17 protein-coding genes are annotated in these 17467 nt (G+C 45.1%); 7 read left to right on the plus strand and 10 right to left on the minus strand.

What is annotated here, in order from left to right:
• Positions 1-144: 144 nt before the first annotated feature.
• The 6 genes from EPL05_RS15525 to EPL05_RS15550 form a co-directional block, all read right to left on the minus strand.
• Positions 145-1791: a hypothetical protein gene (locus EPL05_RS15525; RefSeq protein ID WP_128534891.1), complete on the minus strand. Its 1647-nt coding sequence runs from the start codon at positions 1789-1791 to the stop codon at positions 145-147.
• 102 nt (positions 1792-1893) lie between these two features.
• Positions 1894-2421, minus strand: a complete 528-nt coding sequence (locus EPL05_RS15530; RefSeq protein WP_128534892.1) for a DinB family protein — start codon at positions 2419-2421, stop codon at positions 1894-1896.
• A gap of 278 nt (positions 2422-2699) precedes the next feature.
• Positions 2700-3230, minus strand: a complete 531-nt coding sequence (locus tag EPL05_RS15535) for a hypothetical protein (protein WP_128534893.1) — start codon at positions 3228-3230, stop codon at positions 2700-2702.
• A gap of 38 nt (positions 3231-3268) precedes the next feature.
• Positions 3269-4570: a DEAD/DEAH box helicase gene (locus tag EPL05_RS15540; RefSeq protein WP_128534894.1), complete on the minus strand. Its 1302-nt coding sequence runs from the start codon at positions 4568-4570 to the stop codon at positions 3269-3271.
• A 65-nt stretch (positions 4571-4635) separates the two neighbouring features.
• Positions 4636-5019, minus strand: a complete 384-nt coding sequence (locus EPL05_RS15545) for an SRPBCC domain-containing protein (protein ID WP_128534895.1) — start codon at positions 5017-5019, stop codon at positions 4636-4638.
• A gap of 255 nt (positions 5020-5274) precedes the next feature.
• On the minus strand, positions 5275-5868 hold the full coding sequence (locus tag EPL05_RS15550; RefSeq protein WP_128534896.1) for an acetate uptake transporter: 594 nt from the start codon (positions 5866-5868) through the stop codon (positions 5275-5277).
• A gap of 107 nt (positions 5869-5975) precedes the next feature.
• Between EPL05_RS15550 and gpmA the strand changes: the two genes are divergently transcribed.
• Positions 5976-6665, plus strand: a complete 690-nt coding sequence (gene gpmA, locus EPL05_RS15555) for a 2,3-diphosphoglycerate-dependent phosphoglycerate mutase (RefSeq protein WP_128534897.1) — start codon at positions 5976-5978, stop codon at positions 6663-6665.
• Positions 6666-6713: 48 nt separating this feature from the next.
• Here the strand turns inward: gpmA and EPL05_RS15560 are convergent, their stop codons facing one another.
• Complete coding sequence (locus EPL05_RS15560) at positions 6714-9524, minus strand: alpha/beta hydrolase family protein (RefSeq protein ID WP_128534898.1); 2811 nt, start codon at positions 9522-9524, stop codon at positions 6714-6716.
• Between the two features lie 145 nt (positions 9525-9669).
• Here EPL05_RS15560 and EPL05_RS15565 point away from each other — a divergent pair, with 145 nt between their 5' ends.
• Positions 9670-11235 carry a PAS domain-containing sensor histidine kinase gene (locus EPL05_RS15565; protein WP_128534899.1) on the plus strand — a complete coding sequence of 522 codons (1566 nt, stop codon included), beginning with the start codon at positions 9670-9672 and terminating at the stop codon, positions 11233-11235.
• A 21-nt stretch (positions 11236-11256) separates the two neighbouring features.
• On the opposite strand, the gene EPL05_RS15570 is transcribed toward EPL05_RS15565, so the two are convergent.
• Positions 11257-11466 (minus strand): hypothetical protein, encoded by a 210-nt coding sequence (locus tag EPL05_RS15570; RefSeq protein ID WP_128534900.1) that lies wholly within the window; start codon positions 11464-11466, stop codon positions 11257-11259.
• Between the two features lie 209 nt (positions 11467-11675).
• Between EPL05_RS15570 and EPL05_RS15575 the strand changes: the two genes are divergently transcribed.
• From EPL05_RS15575 to EPL05_RS15590, 4 genes are all read left to right on the plus strand, one after another.
• Positions 11676-12608: a cation diffusion facilitator family transporter gene (locus EPL05_RS15575; protein WP_128534901.1), complete on the plus strand. Its 933-nt coding sequence runs from the start codon at positions 11676-11678 to the stop codon at positions 12606-12608.
• 101 nt (positions 12609-12709) lie between these two features.
• On the plus strand, positions 12710-13570 hold the full coding sequence (locus EPL05_RS15580; RefSeq protein WP_128534902.1) for an alpha/beta fold hydrolase: 861 nt from the start codon (positions 12710-12712) through the stop codon (positions 13568-13570).
• A 31-nt stretch (positions 13571-13601) separates the two neighbouring features.
• Positions 13602-14081 carry a helix-turn-helix domain-containing protein gene (locus tag EPL05_RS15585; RefSeq protein ID WP_128534903.1) on the plus strand — a complete coding sequence of 160 codons (480 nt, stop codon included), beginning with the start codon at positions 13602-13604 and terminating at the stop codon, positions 14079-14081.
• 16 nt (positions 14082-14097) lie between these two features.
• Positions 14098-14511, plus strand: a complete 414-nt coding sequence (locus EPL05_RS15590) for a VOC family protein (protein WP_128534904.1) — start codon at positions 14098-14100, stop codon at positions 14509-14511.
• Between the two features lie 60 nt (positions 14512-14571).
• On the opposite strand, the gene EPL05_RS15595 is transcribed toward EPL05_RS15590, so the two are convergent.
• Both EPL05_RS15595 and EPL05_RS15600 read right to left on the minus strand, forming a co-directional pair.
• Positions 14572-15114: a 5' nucleotidase, NT5C type gene (locus EPL05_RS15595; protein WP_128534905.1), complete on the minus strand. Its 543-nt coding sequence runs from the start codon at positions 15112-15114 to the stop codon at positions 14572-14574.
• Between the two features lie 95 nt (positions 15115-15209).
• Entirely contained in the window at positions 15210-15911 is a 702-nt protein-coding gene (locus EPL05_RS15600) for a hypothetical protein (RefSeq protein ID WP_128534906.1), read from the minus strand.
• A gap of 308 nt (positions 15912-16219) precedes the next feature.
• Here EPL05_RS15600 and EPL05_RS15605 point away from each other — a divergent pair, with 308 nt between their 5' ends.
• Entirely contained in the window at positions 16220-17224 is a 1005-nt protein-coding gene (locus EPL05_RS15605; protein WP_317127893.1) for a threonine aldolase family protein, read from the plus strand.
• Positions 17225-17467 lie beyond the last annotated feature (243 nt).

Consider the following 17467-nt stretch of genomic DNA (forward strand, 5'->3'; position numbering starts at 1 on the left):
TTTTTAGGCGGATAAATTGGCATAGTAGCGTTTGGTTTATGTATTTTACATTCGAACGTACAAAAGTTCGAACAGACAGGCAGTGAGATTAAAACAAAAATGAAAGAAATGCCGTACCAACGGGTAATTACGTACCTGTTGTGATCACTTCGTTTCTACCTGTAAAAAGGAAGGTGTTTCCGTAAGCTGCAAAGTTACCTTTCCCTTAATTGCTTTTAAAGACGTTTGCGTCATCTCGTTTGCCGATGCCCTGGGTTTGTAAAGTATTGCCGACACCGCTCTACCCAAATCAAGTGTATAACTACCTGTTCGTCCTGTTTGATCGGGAATGGTTAATGCGTAAATGATCTTATTGCCACTTTTATATTTATCTATCAGAGGATCCCTGCTTATCGTGCCAACATAGTTGTAGTTGCCCATCAGTTTTGTTGCCTGTAAAATATAGTCCGCAGCGGGGCGGCGTTTTTTATTTCCGGCAAGGCCGGAGGTTGCGTATTGTTCTGCCTTATTGGGGAATGCATCAAACAACTGGTAAAAGAACAGCCTTTTTACTCCATGGCGGATGTAGAGCAGGGAGCTTCTTAAGATCCAATCGGCCTGGGTTTCCAGCACCGTTTTATTGCCGATGGCAGGCGCGCGCTGGTAGCTGCCGGGGTTGACATCATAACCCACCTCGGTAACCCAAACTTCGGGCTTATTAGGCAAACTATTGGCATATTTAACAAAACCATCGGCCACGCTGCCCGATTCTGATAGCTCCGGCGCTACGCCTGTTGTAGCTTTTTTATGTGTAAACACACTGCCGTCGTTGGCGTACAGATGGTAGTTGATGATGTCGAAGCAAAGATCTATACGGCCATCAGGTTTTACACCACGGTTGATCTTACACCATTCTACCATTCGTTTTACATATTCCACGTCGGCAGTGGCCAGCCCGGTCATCACTACCTGCATACTGGGGTCGGCGGTTTTTACGCCTGCGTTGTTGCCCAGTGTACCTTTATGCCCGTCGTAAAAAGCGGAAAGGTTGGCTGCGTACTGCTCGGGCGTTTGGGTGGCTTTATCACCTTTCCACCAGCGGTCGTTCTCGTTGCCGCATTCGATGTATTTGATAAGCCCCATGCCAATTTTCACCTGGTTTGGGTTACCATTCGCAGAGCGGGCATCAACCTTTACCAGCGTAGGATTTACAGCTTTATTATACCCATAACGCGCCGCAAACTGGAATGCAGTGCGAGCTTGTGCCGCGTATGATTCGGGTTTGCTTAAGTCCGATCCGTAAGGTGCGGGTACGTTTTCGTCGTCGCGCTCATCGGCGGGGTAGGTATCCATCATCCGGGCAGGCAGGTTTTTCAGACATGCTAATACCAAAATGCTGTCTTGCTTGCAGCGGGTGTACATCAGGTCGTAGTTCCAGTTGCCCTTATTGGTGGGGTTATAAGTATAATTGCCTTCGGTGTTTTCCAGTTTATTCCAGTTCATGTAATGACGTATGGCGCTGAATGATTTGATCAGTGCCATATTGGGCTCATAGATCGCCCTTTCGTTCATGGCCGCCGGATTTTCCTCAAAATTCCATTCGTAACTATTTACACCGAACATATTCTTTAGCGGCACAGGGTATGAAGCTGGCTGAATCTTGTTGCCGGCGCCTATGTTTATGGTATCACCATCCGGTATTACCGCGACCTGTGGAGTTGCTTGCTTAGCGGATCTTTCGCCACATCGCGAAAGCACCATTACAACTACAAAAAGCGGGATAATCGTTTTGGCTAAAACAAGTATTTTCATTGCAACAGCGGGTGGTAAATAAAGGTAATAATAAATTTCATCCTACAAAAAATGCCGCCCCGGTTTGTAACGGAGCGGCATTTTTGTAGCGGGAGAAATCTCTTAGAACAGCATTTCCTGAGGAGGGGTTACACCTTTTAAACGCAGGTAAACGGTAGTTTGGCCACGGTGATGTGTTTGGTGTTCAAATGTCTTGGCCAAAATCAACCCACGGGTGGATTTACGTGTAGGACCCATAGCAACTTCTTCCTGCATCTGCGCGTCGGTCATACCTTGTATGGTAGCGATCACAAAATCGTAGCTATCCAAAACAGCTTTTGAAGTTGCCTCTTTGGTTTGGGCTATGGTTTTCTCAGCAGATACACCCTTTCCAAGCGGGCTATCCTTGCCGCTTGCGGTTGTAACTAAACCGTAATTACCGTCGGCTAAATGCAGCATTTGCTGTGCAAAATTACGCATTTCGGGGGTTGGTTTTAAGGCGTAGCCATCAGCAGGCATAGCATCCAAATAAGCTTTTGTGTACGCTTTTGCGCGTGTCCATTCGGCAACAGACTGCTCGCGGGTTATTTGCGCAAACGCAGCTGTACAGGTTAATACAATTACCGTAAGTAAAAGTGATATTTTTTTCATAATGGTTTATTTAGTGCTGCTAAGATACTTTTATTTACGCAAAAGCAGCCCAGCCAATCTGTTAAGGAATAATTATTTTATCCTGAAGCTTTTTTTAAAGATCGATTTCCCCCGCCGCAAAAAAAAATAAAAATAATTTATGGAATTGCTGTGAAGGCTGCATCTTACAGGTAAATATTGCGATGCAAAACCTAAACCTTATCACAATATATAATAGCCTAAAGTTTGTAGCGGTGAGTTCCTGCGCGAGAAATTTAAAGGATTCAGCTAAATGCTTATCAGGGAGTTTGAAGCACATCCAGGCATTCCTTGGAAACCTTTTTATTAATATCCTTTGGTAAGGGTAACAAAACCGAGTCCGGGTAAATTTTCTTTAGTTTTCCAATAACACAATCGCAAAATTTATTCACGGTAGCCGGATATTTCGGTCCTAAAATGGCAACGTAATTTTGGCGAAATGCTTTCTCGGTGTAGGGCGACCATTTTTCATAAAAGGGCACTAAATCGGCGTTGCCGGTATTATGTTCCTGTATGGCGTATTCACGCTCCACTCTAATATGTAAGGATTGAAGGCTATCTTTAGAAACAGAATTTATACCATTCGGGATTCCTTCTTTAATCCTGCGCACCAGAAATACAACATATTTTTTTCGCTTTACCGGGTCGGGCATTACCGATTTAGAGGTAGAGTCTAAGTAATTATACAAACCCACCTCATATTTTGGCGTCCAGACTTTGGGATTAGGCTGTGCTTTATCAGTCTGAGCAATAAAAACAATCCCTATAAAAATCAGAAAAAACTTACCCATCAGATACCTTTTTAGCGTTATTTATTTAATAAGGGTTATTACTTCGAAACCTCTATCTTAACCTTCTTACCCTTTATTTTCTCATTTTTAACAAGCGTTACCACGCGGTCGGCATGTTTACGTTTTACCGCGGCGTATGATGAGAAGTCGAGTACCTCAATCAAACCCAGGTCTTCTTTATCTAAATCACCTTTTTTTAAGAGTAGACCGACAATATCCACTTTGTTCACTTTGTCTTTTTTACCTGCGGCGAGGTATAGCGTGGTCCATTGTGACGGTTGCGGGATAACAATATCGCCGCTTAGATCTTCCACCTCCGGCAGTTCTTTTAAGTACGCGGGCTTTTCTCCGGGGCCAAGCATTAAGTAGGAGGTACCCGTAGCGTGCATACGGGCGGTACGGCCATTGCGGTGGGTGAAAGCCTCTTCATTATGCGGTAATTGGTAGTGTATCACGTGTTCTATCTCGGGAATATCCAGTCCGCGCGAAGCCAGATCAGTAGTGATCAGGATGCGGTGACTGCCGTTGCGGAATTTGATCAGGGCACGTTCACGGTCGTCCTGTTCCATGCCACCATGGAAAATATCATTTGGTAATCCATTATCCCAAAGGGTATCGCTGATGCGCTCTACGGCTTCGCGGTGGTTACAAAAAACAAGTGTTGCTTTATCGCCAATTTTGCAGATCAACGCAAACAAAGCTTCCAGTTTATCGGCTGCCTCGGCCACCACTACTTTTTGGGTAAGTTTAGATATGGTCGGAGTATTATCAAGGTAATTTAGAGTAACCGGTTTATGGATCCCGGTAAAGCGCGGGATCTCGTCCATTTGCGTGGCAGAAGTAAGGATGCGCCTACGCACGCTCCGCAATTGTCCAATAATGTAAGCCATGTCTTCCTGAAAACCATACTCCAGGGCTTTATCAAACTCATCCAGTATCAGCGTAACAATGGTATCGGTATCAAAAGTTTCGCGGCGCAGGTGGTGGCCTATGCGGCCAGGTGTACCGATCAGTACCGCAGGTGGCTGCGACAGGTTTTTTATCTCTGTCCTAACCGGGTGCCCACCGTAGCAACAGTTTACTTTAAAACCGCTGCCTATCGAACGGAAAACCTGCTCTATCTGCAAAGCAAGTTCCCGCGAGGGGACTAATATCAAAACCTGTACAGTAGATACCTCAGGATCCAGCAGGCTAAGTAAGGGCAATAAAAAACCAAGTGTTTTACCCGATCCGGTCGGCGAAAGCAGTATCACATCGCCTTTTTTGGCGGCGTCGATAGCAGCTTCCTGCATCGGGTTTAATTTTTCAATATTAAGTTTTTGGAGCGCTTGCTTTATCATAGATTTTTGATCAGGAGCCGCAAAGATACGCCAAAACGCCGGGTAAGGCTAATTTGCTGATAAACCTACCCTTCGGAAAAGAAATCTGCCAGGCTGCCAAAATAAGCGTCGTTCCAACCATCAAGGATATCGTTATAATCACCATCGGGGATATTCGTGTGCTTCAGTTCAACCGAAGTGCCTTGCTTATCGGTATGCAGTTTTATGGTGACAATGGATTCCTCGGGCTGCCCGTCGAAATACCATTGCTGTACTATTTTCTTGTTCTCTTCAAATTCCAGGTTCTTACCCACAATGCTGCCTTCCCACATAGAAAATTCCGAACCGGCAACGGTGGACATTTCGGCTTCCTCGCCCGTCCATAATTGTATGGTTATAGGGTTGGTGAGCGCCATGTAAAGCTCCTCGGGCGTGGCCGGTATGATGTAGTATTTTTTGAGATCTTTCACGGCTGCAATTTAGCGGAAAAAATTTGGTCTGTCACCAAAGGCCTACAAACAACAAAGGCAAGCTGCCTTCCCGAAGGAAGCGCAGCTCAGAAAAGGTTTACAAAAGTTTACACAATTCAATGTTAAAATTGTTTAAATATCTGATAATCAATTAATTATTAAATATGGTGGGTTTACACTTTTTTAGCTTTTTTATTCGAAATATGAATATGTCCTATCGGCTTCAAATCGTTGGTATAAACCGTATGGGTATCATTATTTACCTTCCACAGGCCCGATTGGCATAACTACCCGGCCGTAAACCTCGTTCATTACACCGGCAATGCCTGTGTAGATAGCCGACAAACCGCAGATGATACCTTCATACCCCGCTAAAGTAGTAATGCTTTTATTACCCGTTGCATCGCCAATGGCCAGCAGGGCAAATAATACGGTTAACGATGCAAAAATAAATTGCAGTGCACGGTTTAGTTTTAACGTGCCAAAAAACAGGCAAAAGGTGAAAAATCCCCAAATGCTGAGGTACGCCACCATAGCGCCTTCGGCTGGTTTGGTTCCCCAACCTAATTTTGGCATAACGATCAGCCCAACCAGCGATAACCAGAAGAATCCATAAGAAGTGAACGCAGTCAGCCCGAAGGTGTTATTCTTTTTTGCTTCTATTACACCTGCTATAACCTGGGCCAGTCCGCCATAGAAGATCCCCATACCCAGGATCATGGTATTCATTTCGTAAAAGCCGGCGTTATGAATGTTCAGTAAAACGGTGGTCATACCGAAGGCGCAAAGGCCGAGTGGTGCAGGGTTGGCTATGCCATCCTTCACAACAACAGGAGTAGTTGGGATCATGGATAAAAGGTTTTTAATTTGGTTTATGCTTGCAATCTAATTTAATTACCGTTAATTAACAATTAAATTTAAACTGAATTGCTGCGCGGGCGTTAACCTTATCATATATGCAGAAACTCGTTTTAATTCGCCACGGCGAAAGTGTTTGGAATAAAGAGAACCGTTTTACCGGCTGGGCGGACGTAGACTTATCAGAAGAGGGGTTTAACCAGGCGCGCCGGGCAGGGAAGCTACTGGCCGATAACGGCTATACCTTTGACATGGGGTTTACCTCTGTACTTAAACGATCCATCAAAACGATGCATTTTGTGCTGGAAGAACTGGAACACTTGTGGATCCCCGTGCATAAATCATGGCGGCTGAACGAGCGTTTTTACGGCGCCCTGCAAGGCCTGAACAAGGAAGAAACCGTTGCCCGATACGGCGAAGAGCAGGTACACAAATGGCGTCGCGATCCGCACGAACAGCCGCCCGCCATCACCGAGCAGGACGAACGCTTCCCTGGGCATTACCTCAGGTATAACGATCTGACGTATCGCGAACTCCCGCTAACGGAGAACCTAAGCCAAACGATGGACCGCGTGCTCCCGTTTTGGCATGAGCATATTGTACCCGCTATAAAAGATAATAAGAAAGTGATTATCTGCGCCCATGGCAACAGCCTACGCGCCCTTATCCAATACATCGAAAACCTAAGCGACGAGGACGTAACCAAACTGGATATCCCAACCGCTACACCATGGGTGTATGAACTGGATGACAGGTTAAATTCTATCAGGCATTATTATTTGGAATAGTTTTAAGTGATAAGTTCCCAACTCAAAACCCATCACTAAAACTGATAACTACTTCTCCAACTCCAATCCCCAATCTTTACCCTTATTCACTGCAGGGACCCCTTTATCCATCCAAACTGGCATTGGCTCGCCTTTTAAATAGTGCCCGAAGAATTGCGCTTCGCGGATGCTGATGTCTTTGCGGTTCTGGCGTTTTACCAGGTTGTGGGCCTCGTCGTTATATTGCAGCAGCCAAACGGGTTTACCTAAACGGCGCAGCGCGGTGAACATTTCAATACCCTGGTACCATGGCACGGCGCCATCGGCATCGTTACTCATAACCACAACAGGTGTTTTTACCTTAGGGAACTGAAATAATGGCGAGTTCTCTATATATAGTTCCGGCTTCTCCCAAAGGGTAGCACCTATGCGGCTTTGTGTTTTTTCGTACTGAAACTGGCGGTTCACGCCACTTTCCCAACGAATACCACCATAGGCGGAGGTCATGTTAGCCACCGGCGCACCGGCCCATGCGGCAGCGTACATATTGGTTTGGGTGATGAGGTAAGCAACCTGGTAACCTCCCCAGCTTTGGCCCTGTATGCCAATGTGCGCTGCATCAACCCACGCATTTTTCTTTAAAGCTTCCACGCCGGAGTTTACAAACTCTACAGCTGATGCACCCGGGTGCCCGTTAATGTAGCTGATATCCGGCGCGAAAACTAAGTAACCGTTGCTCACAAACCAGGAGATAGGCAGACGGGATGGCGTAGGAGCGGGCGGGACATAACCATATAACCCATCGCTTAGCTTTTCATAAAAATAGGCTATCATCGGGTATTTCTTAGCCGGGTCGAAGTCTTCGGGTTTATAGAGGATGCCTTTCGACTTGTAACCTTTTGGTGTTGTCCATTGCACCAGTTCCGCGGTTCCCCAATTATATTCGGCTTGCTGCAGGTTTATGGCGCTCAATTTTAATTCCTTTTTTAAATCGGCAGATACATATAGGTTTGGCGATTGCGTATAGCTCGATTTGGTGTAGATAAATACATCAGCATTTTTGGCTTTTTGCAAACTGCTGTAAGTTAACGGCGCTACAATAATCTTAGCCGGATCGGCCTCGGTACCAAGTGTTTTTGTATAATAACCCCACTGCTTATTTTCTTCGTTTTGCGCGAGGAGCCAAAGCGTTTTTTTTGAGGGGATAAATTTCTCCTCACTGTCGGTTGGGCTGTAGCGGAACTTGATCTTATTTTGCCGACCGATGTGGTTGGTGAGGTTAACCGTATGACCTGTTGCCGGGTCTATACTCCAGATGTCATATCTATCGTAGATCAGTACATTTTTATCGCCCTTTTCCCAACCGGCAATGCCGTAAGGGCCGGGGTCATCGGGTACGTCATTTTCTTCGTCGCCCATTTTTACGCCTGTCGCCGCGGTTAAATTCAACTTCTTGCGTGTAGCAATAGTATAAGAGTGCCAGTTTTGGCCTTTGGAATCGAACCAGATCACATAATTACCACCCGGTGAAATGCGATAACTGGCTTTCGCGCTATTGTTGATACGGGTACGTTCGCCAGTTTTTGTATTGACCAAAAATGCCTCCTGGTTACTGCCGCCTTCCCATTGCGATTGCACACGTGAACCTGTATCAACCAACCCTAAAACATAACCGCCATCGTTATTATCAGGTACAGCAATATCCCTGATATTTTCGTCGCCCAATTGAATTAATTTTCGATTACCTTCATTGGGTTGGATTACCGCGAGGTAACTTCTTTTTAATTCTTTTTGCAGGTTCTTTAGTTGGTAAGGTTGCAGGTAGTCGTCCTTATAATTCCAGATGTCCAGCCTTGCCAGTTCAAAATCCACCAGGGTAGTGTCAGCTGGCTTTGGTATTGGTGCTGTTCCGAAAAACAGGTTTGTGCCGTTTTTGCTAAAGTATACCTTACCATCGCCGCTGGCCGTCCAGTTTGCAGGCATACCCGCGCTTCCCTGTGCGGCAACTACATCGGCACTATCTTTTGTGGTGTTATAATAATAAAGCTTAAAGGGTTTTACCAGCGCTTTTTCCGGGTTTTTCTCGGCAGTAAAAGCAAGCTGTTTACCTGCTTCATCAAAAGCGAGGTTGCGGTAATTACCACGCCCTGTGCTGATGGCTTTCAGACTGTCTTTTTCTATATCGTAAACAAACAAACCCGACTTCACGTCTTTTGATTTCTTGGGTGCGGTAACCGAATAGGCCAGCAGTTTGCCATTCTTGCTTAATATATAGTCACTCACGTATTTAAACGCACGAGACCTTCCGCTGATTAACTGCCTCAGCGTAAGTTCCGCACCCTCTTTAACCGGCGGTGCAATGGTAGTAGCAATTGCTTTTTTTGATGTATCGCCAGCTTCTGGTTTCTTCACCGTGTCGGCTGGAGAAAGGTAGGCTATTATTGATGCCTTTTCAGCTATTTTAAAGGAGCGGATCGCCGGTATTTTTTCTACTGACCCGCTTCCCAACGCCAAAATACCCAGCGTATCATTCGGAAATTCATTTTGCTTTTTCTTCTTGATCTTTGCCTGCCTTAAATCTTTATAAAACGGACGGATCATAAACACGGCGTATTTGGAGTCGGCGGTAATCCTTGCGGTATCGGCCCGGGCCACCCTGAAAGGGTTTTTGTTTTTTGTATCGGTTATCACCAGGTCCGCATCGCCTTCCTGTGGTTTTATCACAAAGAATATTGATTTTCCGTCGTTGCTAATGAATTGGTTACTGATGTTTTGCCAGCCATCATATACAGATTGATCGAGTGGTTTTTTGGATGTTTTTTGTGCAGAGGCACCCAAACAAGCAATAAATAAGATTGCCGGTAACAGTGTTTTTTTCATAGAAGGCAGATAAACCTTAAAGATGCTAAAATTTAAACCCCGGTAGTAATTGAAATGAAAAAGTTACAGGCTAAACGTACTGCCTTGTAAAATTGAATAGCTATTTACATATATTTATCCCTTCCTTAATTTATAATTAAGTTTTATGACAAGTGTTTTACCGCCAGCCAATTATCAGATGTATTTACAAGGTGGCGGCGAATTGGGTGAGTTAACCCGTTCGTTCGATTGGGAATCCACCGTACTGGGCAGCCCTGATAAATGGTCGCAAAGTTTGCTAACCACCATCAGTATTATTCTTAAATCCAGGTTCCCGATGTTTTTGTGGTGGGGGAATGATCTTATTCAGTTTTATAATGATGCTTACCGCCCCAGCCTCGGAGCAACCGGCAAGCATCCTAAGGCACTCGGGCAAAAAGGAGAAAAATGCTGGCCCGAAATATGGCCCATTATAAAACCCCTAATAGACCAGGTGATGGCCGGCGGTGATGCAACCTGGAGCGAAGATCAACTGATACCTATTTATCGCAATAATAAAGTAGAAGATGTGTACTGGACGTTTGGTTACAGCCCCGTGATAGATGAAAGCGGCCAACCCGGTGGCGTTTTGGTTATTTGTAATGAAACTACCGATAAGGTAAAAACCTACAATGCAATAAACGAAGCGAAAAAAGAATTGGAGTTTGCCGTTGAAGCCGGAGAGCTGGCTACCTGGGACTTAAACCCCTTCACCAATAGGTTTGTGGGAAATAAGCGCCTAAAAGATTGGTTTGGCGTTTCCACCTCAAATGAGATAGACCTGCAGCGCGCCATAGATGTGATGGCGGAGGGGGACCGGGAAAGAGTTACCGCGGCCATTGCGCGAGCGTTAGAAAAAGGGTCGGATGGGAATTATAATATAGAATATTCCATAATAAAGCCGGGGGCCAAAGGCCGACGGGTTGTGAAAGCAGTAGGCAAGGCAATTTTTAATTCCGAAGGTGTTGCTTATCGTTTTAGCGGAACGTTACAGGATGTTACCGAAGATCATAACATACAGTTGCGCAAAGATGAGTTTATAAGCGTTGCCAGCCATGAACTGAAAACGCCGATAACATCGCTGAACGCGTCTATGCAGATATTGCAGAAGTTGATAAAAACCGAAAACGTAAGCGACAAAATCCGTTTGTTTGTAGGTAAAGCCGGCAATAACCTAAATAAGCTGGTGCATTTGTTAGACGACCTACTGAACGTAACCAAATTACAGCAGGGGCAACTGGCTTTAAATAAAACACGTTTTAACCTGGGCGACCTGGTAAGAGATAGCTGCGAACACTTAAGCCAGGACGATAGCCACCTGATAACCGTTACAGGCCCCGATGACGTAATGGTTTATGCCGATTACCGGCGCATAGACCAGGTACTGGTAAACCTGGTAAATAACGCCATCAAATATTCTCCTCAAGCGAAGATGGTAGATATCACGTTCGGCAGCGAAAACGGGGTGGCTATTGTATATGTGCAGGATTATGGCATAGGTATAAACCCCGAAAAACTCCCGCATTTATTCGACCGATATTACCGGGTAGATGGCCTAGGGCATCAATTCTCCGGCCTCGGCCTTGGGCTTTACATCAGTGCCGAGATCATTAAACGGCACGATGGCAACATCAGCGTAGATAGTGTATGGGGAAATGGCAGTACATTTTCTTTTACCTTGCCATTGGACTAATTTGCCGCGTGTTTTTTACTTTTATAAAGACCTGACATCTCCCACAATTGCCAGTATAAATATTAATAACAGCGCCAGTATAATTATCAACACAATGAGGTAAAACATCCGATATTTGTTGAAAGGCTCTTTATGACGATAACTTTTTAAGATGTTTGCTATCGCCAATGGCACTAATGCAAATTCTGCCAGCACCGGTACAACCACCAACAGCGCACTGATAATAGACACGATTGGATGTTGCGGCAGTACCTTCGCGAGCTGGGTATACAAGATTGTCCACAAGAAAAGATAAAACCCAATTTTATAATAGCGCTTGCCTTTATTGAAATAGGGCGCGCTCGGGTTTGGACCGGTATTAATTATTTGCACGCCTAAATATATAAATTTCCATCACCGTAGCAAACAATCGACCGCTTAGCTGATTTATACAGCTAAACATGGCCTCATCCAAAACATCTATATACGCGGCGCTTATTGCCAACCTGCTTATCGCGGTAACTAAGTTTATCGCTGGCGGCATCAGTAACAGCGCGGCAATGATCGCTGAGGGCGTACACTCGGTGGTAGATACGGTTAACGAATTGTTTTTGCTACTTGGCATCCATCGCAGCAAAAAACTGGCCGATGCTACACACCCTTTTGGCTATGGTAAGGAGCTGTATTTTTGGTCGTTCATCGTATCCATCATGATCTTTGGCCTGGGTGGCGGCATTTCCATTTACCAGGGGATCGCCCACATTATCAAACCCGAAGAACTTGGCGACCCAACCATCAACTACATCGTATTAAGCTTATCTATTGTATTTGAAGGGGCTTCGCTGATCATCGCCATAAAACAATTTAACCAGATCCGCGGCACCACACCGTTTTGGCATGCTGTTATTAAAAGTAAAGATCCATCCAGTTTCCTGGTTTTATTTGAAGATGCCGCAGCGGTTGCCGGGTTGTTCATCGTGATGATTTGCGTTTATATCAGTCACAGGTTCAATAAGCCTTACGTCGATGGAGTGGCATCGCTTTTGGTTGGGTTAATACTGGTTGTGGTCTCAGCAATTTTAGCAAGAGAGAGCCGCAGCCTGTTAATGGGCGAAGGGGTATCTACCCAAACGCGCGATAAAATTTGCCAGATGGTTGAGGGCGACGGCCATGTGGTAAAAGTGCAACACATATTGTCTACCTATCAGTCGCCAACTGAGGTGTTGCTAATGCTTATTGTCGCCTTCAAGGCCGATATGGATACTGAAGAAATAAATAAGGCGATAGACCGAATAAGAGACCTGGTGAAAGCGGAGTTTGACCTGGTGCGTTTTGTTATTATTCAGCCGGAAAGTTTAGAACATCATGTGCTGTGGAACGACGATAAGCATTGATAGTTTATTACCCTTGTTCATCTTTTTTTTACCAAATTATTACCACCCGAATTTCCCGCAACCATGCAATTGTTGTTCCTTAGCTGACACAATCCGTCACCATGAAAAAATTCAAACAAATAGTAGCCCAGGTAAAAGCCACGGCAGATACCGCCCCGGAGTATAACGATCTCCTTTGGCAACTCATTTGCTACTCGCCAAAGATGCCGGCACGCCTGCAGCAACAGCAATTATTGGACGAGGCTGAGAAATTTTCGCTTACTGCTTACGATAGGATATTTACCCAAGCTAACTTAACGTTTAATGGTTTTAAATGGGGAAGCGGCTCGCGGCTCATTACCATCACCCATGGCTGGGGCTCCAAAGCTGCCGATTTTAGCGAACTGATATCATTGCTTCGCGAAATACCCGATACCACAATAATAGCCTTTGACGTGCCCGGGAACGGCAGTTCGGAAGGCGAACTATCTAACGGCGATCTGTTTGCAAGGGCCATGGCCGCGGTAAGTGAAAAGTATGGCACACCCGATGTGATGATAGGCCATTCGCTTGGCGGCATGGCTAATGTGCTGGCTTTAAATTTAACAGGGATTAAACCAAAGTTGTTATTCAGCATTACGCCGCTCATCAGGCTGAAGGAAAACTTCGAGGGTAGCATGAATGCCGTTGGCATTGCCGAAGACAGGCAGGCAACCTACCTGCAAAGCTTTAACGAGAAGGTAGGCGTGCCTGCATCGCATTACGATGTAGAGCAGCTTTACCAGTTTGGACCCGAACTAAACCACGTATTGCTCTACGACGATGCCGATCTGATTTCGCCGTACATCCACATCCGGGAATTTCTAAGCAATCGCCCGTTTATCCGCAGCAAAAATTACACGGGTGCGGGTCATGCCGGAATGATCAGATCGCCGCAAGCTATAGCCGATATTGTTGCCGAAATAAAGGCAATTTTGGAATAGCCGGTGCTGTTTTAATTAGCTAAATTTGTTGATGCCCCAATCAGCATCAACAGTTTTTCCAAAAATATATCTCTACCGACGCGTTGTACAGGCTAAACTTTTTATTGATACTCATTACCATCAGCCCATCAATTTAGATGCTATTGCCGACGAGGCCTATTTCTCCAAGTTTCATTTTATCCGCCTGTTTAAAGCCACTTATGGCAAAACACCTCACCAGTATTTAACGGCTGTGCGGATAAATAACGCGCAACTGTTACTAAAAACAGGCATGCCCGTTACCGATGTCTGCTACGCCATTGGGTTCGATAGTGTTAGTTCTTTCTCCGCGCTATTTAAACGGATAACCAAAAAATCTCCCTCTTCCTGGCAGCAAGCGGAACTAAAACGTGCCGCTGTGATGAAAAAGTCGCCATTGAATTTTATTCCAAATTGTTTTGCTCAACAAAATGGCTGGACGCAAAATCGCAATTTTCAACAACAGGAAGAGCCCGTGGTTGCCGACCTTTAGCCCATAAACAAATACGATGATCACAAAAATGAACCACGTTAGCATCTTCGTCCTTAACCAGGAGAGTGCTTATGATTTTTATGTAAACAGGCTTGGCTTTAAAGTGCATACCGATGCCAGCATGGGCCCGGGAATGCGCTGGTTAACCGTTTGCCCACCCGAACAACCCGGCCTGGAGATAAGCCTGATGGCGATTAACGAAGGCATGATGTTTAAAGAAGATGCAGCGGAACAAATGCGCGCGCTGGTGAGCAAAAGCACCTTTGGTTTCGGCGTTTTTGAATGTAACGACCTGCTTGCCACTTATGAAGAATTAAAGGCAAAAGGAGTGGAGTTTACCAAAAAGCCCACTAAAGAATTTTACGGTTTTGAAGCGCTGTTTAAAGATGATTCCGGCAATTGGTTCTCACTGGGCGAGAAGGCAAAATAGAAATAAGCACGAATTTCACGAACGGGTTCGAATTTCATTAATTTTAGCTGCATACTAAACTCAATTAGTGAAATTAGTATCACTTAATATCGCCAGCACCTCGTCCCAGTTATTGGCCCGTACGTGGTGGTTATAACTAACGTTGTGAAAAGCATGGAACATGATAGGCTTACCTTTAAAATTATCAAGGTTTTTCAGGTGATCGTCTATCATGAAATCGGTATTGATAATGCTTTTATCACCACAGAAAATAACGTTACGCCAATGAATAAAAGGAAAGTTCAGTTTTAACCATTCCAGTTTTTCGGGCAGGCTCAGCGGGAATTCCATGGCGGCCGATACAATGTACACTTCGTAGGTCTCCATTAGTTTTTTAACGGCTTCTACAGCCCCGTCCATCACCGGAAGGGTTAAAAAGAAACCGGGTGTAAAAGCAAATTTGCGCGCTGCGCCTTCTTCGGGGAAAGCGTTGGCTTCCTGTTTACCTGTTAAATATTCCTTGGTGAAAAGTACACCGTAATCGCGGTGGTACCAGTTCAAAAATTGTTGTTCCACATCGGCTATTACGCCGTCCATATCTATTGCTATCGATTTTTTAATCATATCAGAAGTTCATGAAATCCGACAATTGAAATTGCCCGATTCCTTTAAATACTTTCAATTTGAGATGCGTTATAGGCTAATCACTGCCTGCAGACTTACTTATGTGAAGCCTTAACTTTATTAAAGTAATCTACCAGCTTATCAATATTGCCTATGCCGAACCTACCCGCGCGGATCTGCTCTACTGCTTCGGGTTCATCGCCCATGGCTTCGCTCATTACATCAACAAAATTATTTTCGGTAAGATGTTGCATGGATGCGGTATTGCTGCCGTAATAATACGTTAGTTTTGATTTATCTACGCTGCCGCCACCGCCGCCGCCCAGGTTTATGCCTAAACCACCGCCCAATCCGCCACCGTAACCACCGCCACCCGTGCTAAGTCCCACACTTGGGGAAAAGCGCACTTTTTTGCCTGTTCCACTGCCACTGCCCGCGCCACGTGTAGCGTAGATCTTGGTTTCCTCATTGACCACTACGCGTACAAAATCAAGTTCTTTTTTTGCCCAGGTCTCGTTGCCGGGGGCGTGTGCCACTACAAAACTATCTTTCCCCACCACATACGATTGCAGATCGCTTGTGCTCAATTTATACGGCTCGGTTTTTTCGCCATCCTTAAACTCAATAAAGCCTTCGTTTTTAATTGGGCCGTTACCGCCCGGGTTAGCAATAATAAACCCATCAGAGCGGACGCCTTTAACATCAATAAAATGACCGGGCTGCCATTTTTGGGCATTGGCTGCACTACTTGCCGAAAGTAGGATTGCCGCAAGAAAAGTATATTTTATAAAATGCATTGTTAAATTATTGTATTAATAAAAGCAGGCCGTTATTATTTAATCGGCTCCTTTAGTTTGTTAAAATACGCAATAAGCTCTTCTATATTATCCAACCCAAACGGAATTGCTTTAATATATTCCACAACTTTCGGTTGGGCTTTCATTACAGCAGCAATTATGTTTATAATCAGTGTGCTTTAGGCCGTATATAACCCCACTGCCATATTTGTGATTATGCTGATACAATCATCATCATAAAAAATAAAATGATTAGAATTGGGGGCACACTAACCGAATACAAATAAAGCATTTTTTAGCAAAATAATATGATGACTGTTGATCTGCGCAGCGATACCGTAACAAAACCTACTGACGGCATGCTGGAAGCCATGTGGAGCGCCGAAGTTGGTGATGATGTTTTTGGCGAGGACGAAACCGTGAACGCGCTGGAGGAAAAAGCTGCGGCAATGTTCGGGATGGAAGCTGCTATTTACTGCCCATCGGGCACCATGACAAATCAAATAGCCATCAAATGTTTTACTCAGCCGCTTGATGAATTAATTGCCGACCAAACCGCGCATGTGTACCGTTACGAGGGTGGGGGCATTGCCTTCAATTCGGGGGTGTCTACACGTTTGCTTAACGGTTACCGGGGCATCATCACGCCGGAAATGATTGCGCCAGAGATCAACGACGACAATATCCATTATCCGCATACCAGTTTGGTGGTGCTGGAAAATACCGTAAATAAAGGTGGCGGCAGCTGCTACACCTTAGAGCATATTAAGCCCATTGCAGCATTATGTAAAGCAAAAGGCCTAAAATTGCATTTAGACGGGGCACGCATTTTTAACGCGCTTGCCCATACAGGTGATAAACCTACCGACTATGGAACTTACTTCGACGGGATTTCGGTTTGCCTGTCAAAAGGCTTAGGCGCGCCAGTAGGTTCGATTTTACTGGCTGATAAGGCTACCATTAAATATGCGCGCCGCCTGCGCAAGGTTTTGGGCGGAGGAATGCGCCAGGCTGGATTTTTAGCCGCTGCGGGGATCTATGCGCTCGATCATCATGTTGAACGACTTAAAATAGACCATAAGCACGCCCAAATTTTGGCGGAAGAACTCGGCAAGCAAAGTTGGGTAACCAACGTGGTACCGGTAGAAACTAATATTATTCTTTTTGATACTGTGGAACCTGCAGAAAAGGTTTTAGCTCGATTAGAGGCAAAAGGTATAAAAGCCAACAGTACCGATACACACCGCATCCGCTTTGTAACTCATTTGGACGTGCATGCCGAGCAGGTGGAATATGTTATAACTTCATTGTAAATGGTGATGAGTATTGGTGAGTGGATAATAGTGAGTAGTAAGTGATAGATAGAGAGTGGTTTTCCCAAACAAAAGAGTTTTACTAACCATTCTCAACTGGCACTCTCCACCCACTGGTTACCAGCTAATGATTGGTAGACATTTCACCATCTCCATGCAATCGGGAAATGCAGCTAACCCCTTGTTCTGTTCTACAAATTGTTTAACCGGGATCACTTCCATTTGAGGCAGGGTTGGGACGGA

This window comes from Mucilaginibacter gilvus (genome assembly GCF_004054195.1).
GTDB classification, from domain to species: Bacteria; Bacteroidota; Bacteroidia; order Sphingobacteriales; family Sphingobacteriaceae; genus Mucilaginibacter; species Mucilaginibacter gilvus.